We start from the raw sequence: 16,250 nt of genomic DNA on the forward strand, positions 1-16,250 counted from the left end.
CGGAGTGGCTCCTGCCGCGTGACGCGCGGGGCGCGGGCTTCGGCCCCCTGACTCCGGCCGCCGGCCTTGCTCGCCGCGCTTGCCGCGCTTGCCTCGCTCGCCGTTCGCGCCGTTCGATGCTCGCGCCGTTCGATGCTCGCGTCGCTTGAAGCTTGCGCTGCTTGAAGTCCTCGCCACTTCAAGTTCTCGTCCCCTGAAGGTGTTTCAGCCGAAGGTCTTTCAGTCGAGGGAAGGAACGCACGGTGTTCGTCGGACTGGACATGGGAACCTCCGTCGTCAAAGCGGCGGCCTTCGCCGATGACGGCGCGACCCTGCGCGTCGAATCGATGCCGATCTCGCTCGGCGGGCAGGGGGAACACGTCGAGCAGGACATCGAGGAGGTGGTGCGCGCCGCCACGGGTGTCCTCGCCGCGGTCAGCGAAGGGCAGGCGCCCGCGCTCGTCGCCATCACCGGCCAGGGCGACGGGCTGTGGCTGGTGGACGCCGAGGGCCGGGCCGTACGCCCCGCCATGTCCTGGATGGACGGCCGGGCCGGCGGGCTGGTGGCCGGCTGGATGGCGGACGGCACCGCGGAGCGGCTCTACCGGCGCACCGGCAACGTGCTCTTCCCCGGCTCGCCCGGGCCGCTGCTGGCCTGGCTCGACCGCCACGAACCGCAGTCCCTCGACGCGGCCACCACCGCCGCCTGCTGCAAGGACGTCGTCCATCTGCGGCTGACCGGTGAGCGCGGCACCGACCTGTCCGACGCGTCGGTGCCCTTCCTGGACCCGCGCACCCGCACCTACGCCCCCGAAGCGCTCGCCGACCTCGGCCTCGGCCACCGGGCCGGCCTGCTGCCGCCGATCGCCGCGACCCTGCCGTACGGGCAGGCGCGCGGGCACATCGCGGGCCTGCCGGACGGCACCCCCGTCACCGGCGGCCCCTACGACCTGCCGGCCTCGGCGACGGGCGCCGGGGTGACCGAGCCGGGGGACGGGCTGCTCATCGTCGGCACGACCCTGGCCTGCCAGGTCGTCGTCGAGCGCGTCGCCCTCGACGAGGACCCGGTCGGCTTCCACCTCGCCACGGCCCGGCCGGACCGCCACATGCGGGCGCTGCCGGCGATGACCGGCACCGTCGCGCTCGACTGGGTGCTCGGCCTCACCGGCACGACCCACGACCAGCTCTCCGAACTGCTCGACGCCACCCCGCGCGGCGCCCGGGGCGTCGCCGCGCTGCCCTACCTGTCGCCGTCGGGCGAACGCGTGCCCTTCGTCGACCCCACCGCCCGCGCCGAGTTCACCGGTCTCGACCTGCGGGCCACCCGCGCGGACCTGGTCCGTGCCATGTGCGAGGCGATCGCCTTCGCCGCCCGGCACTGCCTCGAAGCGGCCGGCCTGACCGGCCGGTTGGCGGTCTGCGGCGGCGGTGCCCGCAACCCCGCGTGGCTGCGCCTGTTCGCCGACGTGCTGGGCCGCCCGCTGCGGGTCGCGCGGGGACCCGAACCGGGCGCGCGCGGCGCGGTGTTGGCGGGTGTCGCCGCCCACGGGGACACCCTCGGGCGGCAGTTGGACGTGGCACGGTGGACGGCCCCCGAAGCGGTGATCGACCCGGACCCGGCGGGCGTCGCCTACTACGAACACGCCTACGCCGACTACCTGTTCCGCGTCGAGAGCGCCCGCAACCGCTGGGCCGGCCCGGCGGGCGCCAGGGGAGCCGGCCGCCCCTGAACGCCCGTCCGGTCGTACGGCCCCGCCCGGGCGCGGTATCGGGCGGGGCCGGCGGGTGGGGCCGTCGAGCGGGGCTGCCGAGCGGTGCGCTCACCGCGCGGGAGGTCGGTGGGCCGGCGCCCGGTCGACCCCCTGCGCCGCGGTCGGCCCGGGCCCCTCAGGCCGGAAGATCAAGCCGGAGACGTAGCCACTCGGGCAGCCGAGCACCCTGTCGATCCGGTCCAACACGTTCGGAAGGCAAACGTCGGCGCACTCGGTGTCCATCACCTTCCGCACCCACGCGACGGCCGTCTCGCGCGTCATCGGCAACCGTCTCCACCCTTCGGGAACCGCCTTCAGGCGCGGCTGTCACGCCGGCGAGTCCTGATCGGCCCGGCACCCCCCGAGGCCGGTGAGGAGGCGGACGGGGCCCAGGAGGCCGGAGACGCGTTGGCCGGGGAAGACGAAGTGGGTGGGACCTGAGGCGTCGAGGTGGGGGGCGAGGGTGCCGAACACGGTGACCTCCAGGGTGTGGGGGCCCGGGGCCGCCGTCAGGGCGGTCAGGTCGAAGACGTAAGGGGAGCAGATCCGTACGCCGGCGGGGACGCCGTCGACGGACACCTCCGCGGTGCCGCGCACGCGGCCGAGGTCGAGGGTGACCGGGCCGCCCGCGGCATCGGGTGGCAGGTGCACGGTGCGGCGGTAGCGGACGCCGCCGCTGTACTCGGCGAGGCCGTGGGACTCCCAGTCGCCGGCCCTGATCCGGCCGGCGCCGACCTCGCAGCGCAGCGGCCCGGCGAGGGCGGCCCCGCCTGCGTGGCCCGGGTCCGGCTCCAGCCGCAGGGCGGCGCAGCGTACGCCCGTGGGGGCCTCGCCGCCGGCCAGGTGGACGGTCAGGGTGTGCGGGCCGGTGCCGCCCGCGGTGCTGCCGCGCTCCTCGCCGTCCACGAACACGATGCCGCCGCCGTGCACCTCCACCGTCAACCGGGTGGCGCCGGGCGGCAGTTCGCACCACAGCCACTCCACCGACGGCCGGCCGCCCGGCACCGCGAACCCGACGGGTACCACGGTGCCGTCGTCGGCGTCCGGGTCCAGCCAGGCGGCACCGGGCAGCGGGTGGGGCCTGCGGCGCAGGTACAGTGCCGCGGGGTCGCCCGCCGGCGCACGGCGTACCACCGACGGCACCCGCTCGCCGTCGCGTTCCGCCCACCAGGTGGCATCGCTGTGCGAGGTCGCGACGAGGGCCGAGGCGTCGTCGTGGCAGGCCGCGTCCACCAGGACGGCGAGGTCGTCGCCGCCCGCGCTCTCCACCACGATCTCGTTGTCGCCCGCGCGCAGGGCCGCGGCCACGTCATGGCGCCGCACGCGCGGCACGGCGTGCTCGGCGTACGGGTCGAAACCGCCCTGCCGGCCCACCACCCGACCGTTGACCCGCAGCACGCACCGGCCCCGCGCGGCGACCTGCACCACGGCGCGCGCGGGCGGCCGGGACAGCGACAGCGTCGTGCCGACCCGTACGGTGCCCGAGCCCGCGCCGCCCGCACCCGCACGCGCCGCCGTGCCTGTACCCGCCGCCGCGCCTGTACCCGTGCCCGCGCCTGTACCCGTGCCCGCGCCTGTACCCGTGCCCGCGCCCGCCGCCGTACCCGCGCCCGCTGCCGTGCCCGTACCCGTGCCCGCCGTCGCAGGCGCGCCCGTACCCGTACCCGTACCCGTGCCCGCCGTTGCAGGCGCACCCGCCGCCGTGCCCGCGTCGCCCTCGACCGCCGTGCCGGGGGCGGCAGTCGCGGCGATCCACTCGGGTCGCCGGTAGCGTGCCGCGTCGCGTACGAGCGCCACGTGTGCCCGCAGATCCGTGTCCTGATCCGGTGTCAGATCCAGCTCCAGGAGCTGCGGGCCGGGCTCCAACCGCACGCGGCCCAGGGCGAGATGGCCGCCGTCGTCCAGGGCGACGGGGCGTCCTGCCAGCCGGGCCGACTTCGCGGCGGCGGCGCCGATCGCGAGGTGGCCGTCGAAGGCGTCGGCGAGCAGCAGGTCGACGGCCACCCGCCGGGTCGCCCCCGCGGGCGTCGGGCCGAGGTGGAGGAACTCCTCGGGCACGTGGCCCTTGGGGCCCAGCACCTCGCGGTGCACCGGGTCCTTGTGGATGCCGCGGGAGTCGGACCACTCCAGGGTCCGGACGGTCTGCCCGTCGGCGCCGCGCAGGACGGCGTGCGGCCCGAACGTGGCGTGCGCGGACGGCTCGGCCGGCACCGCGGCGCTCCCCGGCACCGCCCACCCGTCGCGCACGCCGTCCTCGCCGGGGCCTTCCACCCGGTGGCGGAAGGTGCGCAGTTCGGTGCGGGCCGGGCCGTCCGGCCGGGCCGCGGGGCGGTCGAAGTCGCCCCAGGTGTTGTCGGCCGTCGGCACGAGCCGCATGTCCCAGTCCGCGTCGTCGGGGATCACGAGCACCTCACCGCCCCGCGCGGTGGCATCGGCAGCCACCGCCTCCTCTCGCGGCAGGTGCCGGAGCGCGCGACCGGCGGGGAGGACCAGCACCGCGGCCGGCCCGGCGTCGAAGGGCACCTCGACCTCGTGGCAGCCCGGCTCGCCGGGGACCGCCGTGACCGGCAGGGTGCGGGGCGAACCGCCGAACGGGTCGACCAGCAGGGCGAGTTCAGCCGGATCGCACAGCCGGACCCGGACCCGTGCGGTGCGCGCGTAGCGGCCGGGGTCGAAGTCGTAGCGCGCGTCGAGCCAGCCCAGCGCGGCCCCGCGCGCGTCGGGCGCGGCGACGGCCGCCATGGTCGCGCGCGGAGCGGCCGCCGTCAGGAACACCACGGTCGCGTCCGCCACTTGGCGGGCGAGCGCGGGGACCGTCGCCTCGACGACCGGACCCGGCCCGTGCGGCAGATCGGCCAGCCGGTCCGCCGCGGGCACGCACACCGCGCGGCCGTCCGCGAAGCACGCCCGCAGCGCGTCGAGCGCGGCATCGGCGCCCGCGCCGACCACCTCCTCGGGCACCGCACCGACCGCGACCAGCCGCCCGCCGGCCGCCGCGAACTCCACCAACTTCCTTGCCGCGTCCGCTTCGAGGACGGTGCACGCGGGCAGCAGGAGCGTCGCGTACCGCTCCTCGGCGACGCACAGCCGGGTGCCGTCCGGCTCGCCGCCGCGTACTGTCGCCCGCGCGAGGGAGGAGTCGTCGATGACGTCGGCGTCGCGGCCGAGCCGGTCGAGCAGCCCCGGCCTGGTGCGGAACCAGGTCATGTCGCCGACGAGTTCGAGGTACGTCGCCTGCGCGCGGGCCGCGGCGGCCGAGACGCCGTCCAGGGCGGTGCCGGCCTGCGCGGTCGTGGTGGGCAGCAGCACCGCGACGTCGCACAGGTGGTGGCCGAGGCTCAGGATCGCGCAGAGCCGGGTCACCGCGTCGGCGAAGACCCGGTGGTGGCGCCAGTACGGCTGCCGCCAGTCGGTGCCCGGCGGCGCCCACTCCCACCAGCCGCCCTTGGTCGTGTAGTACACCGCGTGCGGGTTGTAGAGGGTCGCGCCGGCACGCAGCCACGGCAGCAGCCAGTCGAACGTCTCCTCCAGCGTGCCGCCCCACCCGGTGGAGTGGAACGCCTCGATCCAGGTGCGCCGGCCCCCGTACAGGTGGGCGAGCGAGGAGTGGATACGGGCGTCGCCGTGGTGGTCGGAGCCCGGCGCGGAGAACCAGCGGTGGGTCCTGGCGTAGTCGGCGTACAACTCGACCCCGCCGACCGGGTGTCCGGCGCGGGCGGGGTCCTGCTGGTCGCAGCCGACGAGCAGCCCGTGCCGCTGGTGCCAGCCGGCCAGCGGCCGGAAGAACGCCTCCTCGGCCGCCTCCGCCCGGGTCAGCTGGTAGTCGCGCCGTATCCGACCGGCGTCCGGGCGCGCGCTGTCCGCGTACAGCGCGTCCAGGTGCGGTACGAGGTCGTAGCCGCGCCGCCGCCGGAAGTCCGCGGCGAACCCGGCCGACCAGGTCGGCAGGGACGGCAGTTCGTCCTGGAACGAGCCGACGACCACGGTGCCGAGCCGGCCGCCCAGCCGCCGCTCGAAGGCGCCGTGCACCCGGTCGAGCAGCGATGCGCACGCCTCGGTGCCGAGGTAGTCGAAGCCGCGCGCCACATGGTGGTGGAGCGTCAGCCGCCAGCGGCCGGGCCCCGGTGGGCGGATGGTCCGGCCGTCGACGGCGAGCGGGACGGCGGGGCCGGTCATCTCGCCTGCCTCGTCCAGCGGTTCCGCGTGGCCGCCGACCGGCTGCCCTTGCGGCGGGCAGCCCAGCTCGCCATCGCTGTCGACGACCGCGCGTACCCGCTCCAGCGCGCGCCCGGCGTAGCGCGGCTGCTCGTCGACGAGACGCGCCTGCAGATCGGCGCCGGAGAAGCCCAACTGGTCGTAGAACCAGAGGAACACGCCCAGTTCGGCCGCGTCCGCGCAGACGCCGTCGAGCAGCGCCCACCAGGCGTCGGTCATGAACGCCGGGTCGTCGGCGTCGGACCCGAACAGCGGCCCCGAGGGAGCCAGGTTGAGGATGACCAGGTTGAACACCCCGCCCTCGGCGAAGCGTTGGAGCTGCGCCCGCAACCGGGACCGGTCCAGCCGCTCCCCGCTCCACCACCAGATGGCGGTGGGCGAGAAGGCCCTGGGCGGTTCGGCGAGGATCGCGGCGATGTCCGCCGGGAGAGCGTCAGCCCTTGAGGCCACCTGCGAACCCCTTGATCACGTAGCGCTGGAGGAAGAGGAAGATGACGAGGATCGGCAGCGCGGCGAGCACCAGACCGGCGAAGACCAGGCCGTAGTCGGAGACGTACTGCCCCACGAACGAGAAGATCGCCACCGGCACGGTCTCCTTGCCGGAGCCGCCCAGGTACAGCAGCGGGGTGAAGAAGTCGTTCCAGATGAAGACCGCGTTCAGGATGATCACGGTGCCGGTGATCGGCCGCAGCAGCGGGAAGACGATCCGGGTGAACGCCTGCCGGTGGTCGCAGCCGTCGATCAGCGCGGCCTGCGCGTAGTCCCGCGGCAGCGCCCGGATGAACCCGGTGTAGAGGAAGACGGTGAACGGCATCTGGATGCCGGTGTAGAAGAGGATCATGCCCTGGTAGGTGCCGAGCCAGCCGAGGTCGTCGACCAGCTTGTACAGCGGGATCATGCCGAGCTGGAACGGGAGGATGATCCCCAGCAGGAACAGGACGTACAGCCCGTAACCGAGGCCGCTCGCGCACCGCGCCAGGTAGTACGCGCCGGTCGATCCGATCACGATGAGCAGCAGCAGGCTGACGGCGGTGATGATCGCGCTGTTCACCAGGGCGGACCCGAGGGACGCCGACGACCAGGCGTTGTCGAAGTTGTGGAAGGTCGGCGAAGTCGGCGGCGACAGCGGGGAGTCGGCGATCTGCGACGGGCTCTTCAGGGCGAGCGTGAGCAGGGCGTACACCGGGAACAGGAAGACGACCGCGGCCGCGATCATCACCAGTTCCAGCAGGTAGCGCCCGTAGCCGGGACGCTGTTTGCGGCGCGCGGTGGCGGGGCGCTCGGCCCCGGTGCTGACCCCGCCGGCCGTGACGGTACTCACGCGGTGACCTCCCGGGCGCGCAGATAGCGGAGTTGGACCAGCGAGACGGCGGCCACGAACAGCGCGAGGACCAGCGCCACCGCCGTGCTGTAGCCGAACTTCCCGTACACGAACGCTTCCTTGTAGAGCACCGTGGAGAGCGTCTCGCTCGACGTGCCGGGTCCGCCGTTGGTCGCGGCGTACACCTGGTCGAAGAGCTTCAGGCCACCGATGGTCGACAGCATCAGGTTGACGGTCAGCGCGGGCGCCAGCAGCGGCCAGGTGACGTAGCGGAACCGCTGCCAGCTGCTCGCGCCGTCGATCCGCGCCGCCTCCAGGAGTTCGGCCGGCACGTCCTGGAGCCCGGCCAGGAAGATCACCATCGAGTAGCCGGCGTACTGCCACACCACCATCGCGGCCACCGACCACAGCGTGATCGACGGGTTGCCCAGCCAGTCCTGGCGCAGGCCGCCGAGGCCGACCGCGCCGAGGATGCCGTTGAGGCCCGCGCCGTTGTCGGGGTTGTAGACGTACTTCCACAAGAACGCCACCATCACCGGGCTGACCACGGCGGGCGCGAAGAAGATCACCCGCAGCAGCGTCCTGGACCTGATGTTGGCGTTCACGCCGAGCGCCAGCAGCAGTCCGATGAGGTTCTGCACGACGACGATCGCGACGGTGAGCAGCAGCGTGTTGCTGATGGACTGAAGGGCGCGGTCGTCGCCGAGCAGGGTGTGGAAGTTGGCGAGGCCGACGAACGAGAACGACCCGATGCCGGACCAGTCGGTGAACGCGTAGACCACGCCCGCGATGCTCGGGTAGAGCACCACGAGCGCGTACACGGCCAGCGCGGGCACGACGAAGATCCACGGCGGTACGGTCGGGTCGCGGCGGCCGGGCCGGGGCAGTGCGACGCGCGGTGCCTTCACGACTTCTTCCCGTAGGCCTTGTCCATCTGCGCCAGTGCGCCCTTGACGTCGGTCTTGCCGGCGAGCAGGTCCTGCACGGCGGCGAAGTGGGCGGGCTGCACTTCGGCGTTGGGCCAGCGCTGGTCCATGAACGGCACGGCGTGGTTGGCGTCGATGATCGGCAGGAACTCCGACAGCACCGGGTCGATCTTGGTGCTGGAGTCGCGGGAGAAGGGGATGGCGGAGACGTCCGCCGCCCAGGCGTTGATGTTCTCCTGCTTGCCGAGGAACTCGATGAACGCCTTGCCCTTGGCCGCGTTCTTCGCCCGAGCCGACACCCCCAGGCCCACCACGATGCCCGCCGGAATCCACAGGTTCGCCGCGTCGTCCCCGCCGGGGAAGGGGAACATGCCCAGGTCGTCAGGGGACTTGGCGGCCTGCCGGAAGTTGGACAGCACCGAGGACACCTGTACGGCCATGGCCGCCTTGCCGGTGGCGACCATCGAGGTCTGCTGCTCGAACGTGGTGCCGTCGGGGTGGTCGTTGAAGAAGCCCCGCTTCTGCAGGTCCTGGTACTTGCCCATCGCGTCGGCCCAGCCCGAGCCGACGAACGTCGCCTTCCCCGACGCCATCTGGTCGTCGAAGGTGGGGTCCTTGGCGTAGACCGCGTTGGGGACCAGCGCGTAGGTGATCAGCTGGGTGACCCAGGGCGTCTGCGCGCCGAGCGCCAGCGGCACGACACCCTTGGACTTCAACATGCCGCACACGTCGAGCAGTTCGGCCCAGGTCTTGGGCGGGGTCACCCCGGCGTCGGCGAACACCTTCTTGTTGTAGATGGTGCCGATGACGCTGCTGCCCGCGGAGTACAGATAGGTCTTGCCGTCGTGGCGGTAGGCGGCGTCGAAGCTCTTCGGGATGGTCTTGGTCCACGCCTGGTCGTCGAGGTCGGTCAGCAGGTCGGCCTTCGCCAGCTCGACCATGGACATCGCGCTGCCGCTGCCGGGGTAGAGCACGTGCACGTCGGGGGCGTTGCCGCCGGCGAGCTGGGTGCGGACCACCGTCTGCACCTGGTCGGTGGGCGCGAAGGAGGTGCTGAACGAGACGCCGGTGTGGCCCTTGCGGTAGGCGGCGATCAGGTCCGTGATCGGCTTCTGCTCGTCGGCGACACCGACCACCCGTATCTTGCCGCCGGAGCCGCCCGAACCCGAGCACGCCGTGAGGACCGAAGGGAGCGCGGCCGCGGCCGCGACCCCACCGCCGACGCGGAGCAGTCCTCGGCGGCTCACCGTGCCCCGGTCGGGCTGACTGCGGGAACCCGTGCTCATGGTGTGTCCTCCTCCTGGGGACCGGCGGACGTGGGCGCCGCCGGAGAGAATGCCGCGGTGAAGTGGTAGGAACCCGAGGCCACTTGGTAGCGGGCGTGGCCGGGGCCGGTGTCGATCAGCGTGGAGTGGGCGCCTTCCTCGGGCGCCGCGGCGAGTTCGCGGACCGAGCGCGGATCGGTGGTGGGTACGAAGACCTCGGCGGTGGCGCCGGGCGGCACCTGCACGCGCAGGGTCAGGCGGTCGCCCTCGCGCCGCCAGGCGGCGGCGACGGTGCCCCGCGCCGACTCGTAGCGGGCGCTCGCGTGGCCGAGCGCGCCGGGGCGGGGCCGGACGCGCAGCCGCCGGTAGGCGACGGAGTCCGCGTCCTGGTCCACACCGGCGACGCCCCGGTAGAGCCATTCGCCGATGGAGCCGAGCGCGTAGTGGTTGAAGGAGTTCATCGCCGGGGCCCGGAAGCCGCCTTCGGGCGTCCAGCCGTCCCAGCGCTCCCAGATGGTGGTGGCGCCGTGCCGCAACGGGAAGAGCCACGACGGCACTTCGGTCCGGCGCAGCAGCGCGTGGGCCAGATCGGCGCGCCCGTACGCGTCGAGTACGGGCGCGGCGAGTGCCACCCCGACGAAGCCGGTCTGCAGGGCGGGTCCGGCCGCCTCGACGAGTTCGGCGAGCCGGCGGGCCGCGCCGTCCGCCAGGTGCTCGGGCAGCAGGCCGAAGGCGAGCGCGACCAGATAGCCGGTCTGGGTGTCGCCCGCCAGCCGTACCTGCCCGGCGGGGCGCGGGGTGTCCTCGGCGGTTTCGGCCCGCCCTGTCCGCCCGGCTGGTGCGGTGCCCCCGGCATCCGCGGCTCGCTCGACGCCATCGGCGTCCCCGGTGGTGACGAAACGTGCCACGAACGCCGCTCTGATGGCGGCCGCCAGCCGGTGGTGCTCCTGCGCCACGTCGTGGTGGCCCAGTGCCTCGGCGGCCAGCGCGGTGAGCCGGGTGCTGTGCGCGAAGTACGCGGTGGCGATGACCTCGCGCGGGGTGGGGACGCCGGGGGCGAGCCAGTCCGAGAAGTGCGGGCCCACCCGGTGCCGCCAGATCAGGTCGGGGTTGTGCCGGTGGATCAGGGCGACCCAGGCGCGCATCCCGTCCAGCGCGCGGGAGAGGAACCGCGGGTCGCCGTAGGTGCGGTACAGGTGCCACGGCACGACCACTCCCGCGTCGGCCCAGCCGGGCGCCCCCTCGTCGGCGACGCCGGCCAGCCGCGGCGCGACGTTGGTGAAGCCGCCGTCGGGCGTCCGCGCGTCGTCGATGTCGCGCAGCCACTTGGTGAAGAAGGCCGCCACGTCCGCGTTGAGCGCCGCCGTGGGGAGGAAGACCTGCGCGTCGGCCAGCCAGCCGAGCCGCTCGTCACGCTGCGGGCAATCGGTGGGCACGCTCACGAAGTTGGAGCGCTGGCCCCACTCCACGCAGGCGTGCAGCCGGCGGATGTCCGGGTCCGAGCAGTCGAAGGAGCCCGTCCACGCGGTGTCGCTGTGCAGGGCGACGGCCAGCACGGCGTCCGAGCGCAGCTCCGGTATGCCGCTGATCTCCGCGTAGCGGAAGCCGTGGTAGGTGAACCGCGGCTCGAACGTGCGGTGTCGGCGCCCGTCGCCGATCAGTACGTCGGTGGCCGCGGCCGTGCGCAGGTTGGCCGTGTACAGGCGCTGCTTGTCGTCCAGCACCTCGGCGTGCCGGACGACCACCCGGGCGCCTGCGGCGAGGTCGTCGACCCGGAGACGTATCCGCCCGGCGAGGTTCTGGCCGAAGTCGACGAGGTGCGTGCCGGGGGAGACGCGGGTGACGGACACCGGCCGGATCTCGGCCATCGCCCGAACGGGTTCGTCGACGGACGCCACCAGCAGCCGGTGGTCGGCGTCCACGACCAGGGCCGGTGACCAGCCGTCGTCGTCGTATCCGGGCGACTCCCAGCCGTCGACGGCCTGCCGCAGGTCGTGGCACTCGCCCCTCAGCAGATCGGCGTACCGGATCGCCCCGGTGCGGGTGACCCAGGTGTCGTCGGTGACGACGGTGCGGACGCTGCCGTCGGCGTGGGTGAGGTGCAGTTCGGCGAGGAACTGCGGGAACGTGCCGTAGTGCGCGCCTGCCCGGCGCGGTTCGAAGCCGACGAAGCCGCTCCACCAGCCGTCGGCGAGCGTCGCGGCCAGCACGTTCTCGCCCGGGCCGACCAACTCCGTTACGTCGTAGGTCTGGTACTGCACGCGGCGGGTGTAGTCGGTCCAGCCCGGGGCGAGTTCGGCGTCGCCGACGCGGGTGCCGTTGAGGCGTACCTCGTACAGGCCGCGCGCGCTGACGTAGAGCCTGGCGCGGACCAAGGGGGACGCGGCGGGGGAGTCCGCGGGGTGCGCCGCGCCCGGGAAGGCCCGCCGCAGCAGCGGGCAGGGGGCCAGACCGTGGTCGTCCAGGGCGAGTTCGCCCTCGGTCGGGGCGTCCATCACGGCGATCGGGTTCGGGTCGTGGGTGATCCACGAAGCCCGCCACGCCGGTTCGTCGGGGCCGCCGCGGTCCGCCGACCGCGACGGCACCGTCATCCCGGTCTCGAACCAGGAGACCGCGCCGGCGGATTCCTCGCCGGCTGCCGCTGCCTGCGACCACACCTCGACCCGCCAGTGGTAGCGGGTCCTCGGGCGCAGGGCGGGTCCCGCGTAGCCGGCGCCGATCGCCGAGGGGTCCTCCACCCGGCCGCTGTCCCACAGGAGTCGACCGCCCTCGGCCAGTGCTTCGGGACGTTCGGCGACGCGGACCCGGTAGGCGGCGGGCGCGTCGCCCCGCAGGTCGGACGCCAGCCGCCACGACAGCAGCGGGGCGGGTTCGTCGATGCCGAGGGGGGTGGTGCGGTGGTCGCACCGCAGGGCGTACGGCCGCAGTGCGGGCACAGGCACGTCCTCCTCTCACACCATCTACGGCGTGAAGATGATCATCCGTGAATGTGAAAACTAACGTCGATTCTGTGGCGTGGAGACTATGAGCCCCTCGCGAGGAGTGTCAAGAGTCCCGTCGGACCCCCGACCAACCGCCCCCTTTCCGTGACCCACCCCTCACCCGCACCCCTTCGACCGGCGCCACCACGTAAGCGGCGCACCCTTGTGAAGCACGGCCCCTCGGTGATATTCGCGGCGTGATTACCACACGAATGAACGTGAAATCGTCCACGCCGCCGCCCTCGCGCCGTTTGGGGGTGCGGGCATTCCGCGGGAGACCCGCACCGACCCAGGGGCGCGGGGAACTGCGCGCTCAGCCACGAGCCGGGCTGAGCCGGGCCGCCGGCCAGGCGCCCGCGGCGGGGTCGCCGGACCACCGGCCGGTGGCGCGGAGCGTGCCGTGCCGCGCACGACCCGCGGGGGTCCGCCACCACGGCGCGTCGCCCGGTTCAGCCCGGCGGCAAGCCACCCGTGTTCGTCGGGCCGTCATCGTGGAAAGGGAACCCTGAGGGGAAGGACGGTGGTCGGGGGATGTACTCGATCGACGCTTTGCGCACCGCGGCCGACGGATACCGCTACCTGGACGAGGGCGGCCACGTGTACCTGGACCACACGGGTGCGGGCCTGCCCGCGCGGGCCCAACTGTGGGCCCACGCGGAACGCATCACGACCGGCTGCTACGGCAACCCCCACTCCGTCAGCCCCGCCTCCGCGGCCTCGGGCGAACTCGTGGAGCGCGCGAGACGCAGGGTACTGGCCCACTTCGACGCGGACCCATCCGAGTACGCGGTCGTGTTCACCGCGAACGCGACCGGGGCGTGCCGGCTCGTCGGCGAGGCGTACCCGTTCGCACCGGGCACCCGGTTGGTGCTGACGCTGGACAACCACAACTCGGTCAACGGCCTGCGGGAGTACGCCAGAAGCCGCGGTGCCGACACGGTCTACGTACCGCTGCGGGCACCTCGTCTCGGCGTGGACGCGGAGGCGATGGACGCGGTGCTGGCCACCCCGCCGCCGGGCGGCGGCCTGCTGGCGTACCCGGCGCAGAGCAACTTCAGCGGCGTACGGCACTCGCTGGAGTGGGTCACCCGGGCGAAGGCGGCGGGTTGGGACGTGCTGCTCGACGCGGCCGCCTACGTGCCGACCAACCACCTGGACCTGTCCGCGGTGCACCCGGACTTCGTCGCGGTGAGCTGGTACAAGGTCTTCGGCTACCCGACCGGCGTCGGCTGCCTGCTCGCCCGCCGGGACGCGCTCGCCCGGCTGCGCCGCCCCTGGTTCTCCGGTGGCACCATCCACGTCGCGAGCGCGCAGGGCCAGTGGCACCACATGGCCGACGGGGAGGCCGCGTTCGAGGACGGCACCGTCAACTACCTGAGCATTCCGGACATCGAGTTCGGCCTGGACTGGGTACGCGCGATCGGCACCGACACGATCCACCGCCATGTCACCGCGCTCACCGCGGAGTTGCTGACCGGGCTGGCCGCGCTGCGGCACTCCGGCGGCGGACCGCTGGCCCGCGTCTACGGCCCGCCCGACACCGAGGACCGCGGCGGCACCGTGGCACTCAACCTGCTCGACCCGGCCGGGACGGTCGTCGACGAGCGGATCGTCGCCCGTGACAGCGCCGCCCGCCGGATCTCGCTGCGCACCGGCTGCTTCTGCAACCCCGGCACCGGGGAGGCCGCGTTCGCGATCGACCGGCACACCCTGGGCGGCGCGGTGCGCACCGCCACCGGCACCATCGACGACTACCTCGGCCGGCTCGGCCTGCCCTCCGGCGGCGCGGTCCGGGTCTCCCTCGGCCTGTCCTCCAGCCGCGCGGACGTCGAGGCATTCCTGGACTTCGTGGCCACCGGCTATCGCGACCGCACCCCGGACCCGGGCGGACTCAGCCCCCGGCTGGTGTGCTGAGCGCGACCGCGGGCACCGGGGCCGCTCGGGGCGCCGGCCGGCCGACGGTACGGCACCGGCCGGCCAGCACCGCCCACGCGCCGGCCAGGAACAGCGCGGTGAACCCCGCCAGCAGCAGCCAGTCCACCCACACCGCGCGCCCGAACGAGTTCCCGTACGACGCCAGCAGCGGCGGGCCCAGCGGCGAGGAGCCGTGCGCCCACAGCCCCGGCAGACCGATGCCGCCGCCCAGCCCCTCGAACGCCCACCGGTTGGTCATCGCCGCGCTCAACACCCGCCCGGCCCACGCCATTTGCGGCACCGGCACGAAGGCGCCGGAGAACAGCACCTGCGGGAAGCACAGCAGCGGCAGCATCAGCGTCGCCTGCTGCGGCTCGGCCACCGACGCCGACGCCAGCAGCCCGAGCGCCAGCGCGGCGGCCGACGCCAGCAGCACCGTGGTGAACAGCGAGCCGTACGTGCCCCAGCCGGCCGCCGGCAGCCGGTCGAGGCCGCGCAGCACCGCGAGCAGCAGCGCGTCCGCCCCGGCCAGCACCGGCATCAGCAGCGCGGCCTTCGACAGCAGGTACGGTCCCAGCCGCAGCGCGGTGAGCCGCTCCCTGCGCACCACCGGCAGTTCCGTACTGACCTGGAGCAGGCCGTAGGTCAGCCCGAAGAAGAAGCCGCCGAACGCGATCCAGAACAGGATCATCGCCGCGGAACCCGGGCTGGGCGCGGCCGGGTCGAAGGCGCCCGGGCGGAAGAGCAGCGCGAACATCGCGGCGATCACCACCGGTGAACCCACCACGACGGCGGCGGTCAACCGGCTGCGCAGCATCAACTCGGTGCTGCGGCGGGTCAGCAGCCACCACTGGCCGACCGCGCCGAGCGGCCGAGGAGGGTCCGGGTCCGGGCTGAGCTTCGGGCCGAGGTCCGGGCTGAGCTTCGGGTCGAGGTTCGGGTTGTGGTGCGGGTCCAGGTTCAGGTCCGGGTCCGTGGCCAGGCCCGGGTCCGACGTTCGGCCGGCGGACTGGGCCGGCAACTCCCTTGCCACAAAGCCGGGTTCGGGCAGCTCCGGCAGCTCCCGCGCGCCCCGGCGGGCCACCGCCGCGTACACCTCCTCGACCGTGGGCACCGCGAACGCCTGCGTCAGGTCCTGCGGGCGACCCAGGTAGCCGGGGTGGCCGTCGGGGGTGAGGAAGAGCACCCGGTCGCAGCGGGCGAGGTCGGCGGGTGCGTGCGTGGTCAGCACGACCGTCACCCCCTCGCCGGCCAAGTCCCGCAGGGTCCGCATGAGTTCGGCGCCGGTCGCCGGGTCGAGCCCGGTGGTCGGCTCGTCCAGGAACAGCACCCGCGGCCGGGTCAGCAACTCCACCGCGATACAGGCCCTGCGCCGCTCGCCCTCGCTCAGCGTCCGCACCCGCTGGGTGGCCCGCGCGGACAGCCCGACCGCGGCCATCGCGCCGTCCACCGCCGCGGCACGCCGCTCCGCGCCGGCCGCCGCCGGCATCCGCAGCCGCGCCGCGTACGACAGCGCCCGCACCAGCGGGAGGTCCTCGTGCATGACGTTGCCGTGCGGCAGGTAGCCCAGCGCGGGCCGCAGCCCCGCCGGGTCGGCGCCGTCGTGCAGCACCCGGCCACGCGAGGGCAGCCGGATGCCGGCCAGGATCTCCAGCAGGGTGGTCTTGCCCGACCCGCTGCCGCCGGCCAGCGCCAGCACCTCGCCGGGCGCGACCGCCAGGTGCACCCCGCTCAGCGTCTCCCGCCCGCCGCGCACCCGCTGCCCCACGCCGTACGCCGCCACCTCGAGACCGATCCCGCCGGTACGGCCCGTGCCGCCCATCGCGCCGCCCCCGCCCGTGTCGACCATGCCACCCGCGTCGCCCATGCCGCCCGCCTCGCGCCTCGCCCGCCGTCCG

The 16,250-nt window shown here is 74.2% G+C and carries 8 protein-coding genes; 2 read left to right on the plus strand and 6 right to left on the minus strand.

Translation table 11 applies throughout. The annotated features are described in order from the left end of the window. Positions 1-242 precede the first annotated feature (242 nt). Positions 243-1,709, plus strand: coding sequence for an FGGY-family carbohydrate kinase (locus OG896_RS31040; RefSeq protein WP_329370636.1), 1,467 nt, complete (start codon positions 243-245; stop codon positions 1,707-1,709). A gap of 348 nt (positions 1,710-2,057) precedes the next feature. On the opposite strand, the gene OG896_RS31045 is transcribed toward OG896_RS31040, so the two are convergent. The 5 genes from OG896_RS31045 to OG896_RS31065 are packed head-to-tail and all read right to left on the minus strand — an operon-like array spanning position 2,058 to position 12,399. Further along, positions 2,058-6,395, minus strand: coding sequence for a glycosyl hydrolase (locus tag OG896_RS31045; protein WP_329370637.1), 4,338 nt, complete (start codon positions 6,393-6,395; stop codon positions 2,058-2,060). After that, a complete protein-coding gene (locus OG896_RS31050; RefSeq protein WP_329370638.1) occupies positions 6,379-7,266 on the minus strand; it encodes a carbohydrate ABC transporter permease in 888 nt (295 codons plus the stop codon). Before OG896_RS31050 ends, OG896_RS31045 begins: the two co-directional genes overlap by 17 nt. Further along, positions 7,263-8,174 carry a carbohydrate ABC transporter permease gene (locus OG896_RS31055; RefSeq protein WP_329370639.1) on the minus strand — a complete coding sequence of 304 codons (912 nt, stop codon included), beginning with the start codon at positions 8,172-8,174 and terminating at the stop codon, positions 7,263-7,265. Before OG896_RS31055 ends, OG896_RS31050 begins: the two co-directional genes overlap by 4 nt. Further along, positions 8,171-9,478, minus strand: coding sequence for an extracellular solute-binding protein (locus tag OG896_RS31060; RefSeq protein WP_329370640.1), 1,308 nt, complete (start codon positions 9,476-9,478; stop codon positions 8,171-8,173). The genes OG896_RS31055 and OG896_RS31060 overlap by 4 nt, the downstream gene beginning before the upstream one ends. Continuing rightward, on the minus strand, positions 9,475-12,399 hold the full coding sequence (locus OG896_RS31065; RefSeq protein ID WP_329370641.1) for an alpha-L-rhamnosidase: 2,925 nt from the start codon (positions 12,397-12,399) through the stop codon (positions 9,475-9,477). Before OG896_RS31065 ends, OG896_RS31060 begins: the two co-directional genes overlap by 4 nt. A 570-nt stretch (positions 12,400-12,969) precedes the next feature. Between OG896_RS31065 and OG896_RS31070 the strand changes: the two genes are divergently transcribed. After that, complete coding sequence (locus OG896_RS31070) at positions 12,970-14,352, plus strand: aminotransferase class V-fold PLP-dependent enzyme (RefSeq protein WP_329370642.1); 1,383 nt, start codon at positions 12,970-12,972, stop codon at positions 14,350-14,352. Here OG896_RS31070 and OG896_RS31075 read toward each other — a convergent pair. Continuing rightward, positions 14,330-16,219, minus strand: a complete 1,890-nt coding sequence (locus OG896_RS31075; protein WP_329370643.1) for an ATP-binding cassette domain-containing protein — start codon at positions 16,217-16,219, stop codon at positions 14,330-14,332. The two genes, OG896_RS31070 and OG896_RS31075, sit on opposite strands and share 23 nt — an antisense overlap. Positions 16,220-16,250 lie beyond the last annotated feature (31 nt).

Origin of the sequence: Streptomyces sp. NBC_00669, assembly GCF_036226785.1 — a bacterium.
Classification (GTDB): domain Bacteria; phylum Actinomycetota; class Actinomycetes; order Streptomycetales; family Streptomycetaceae; genus Actinacidiphila.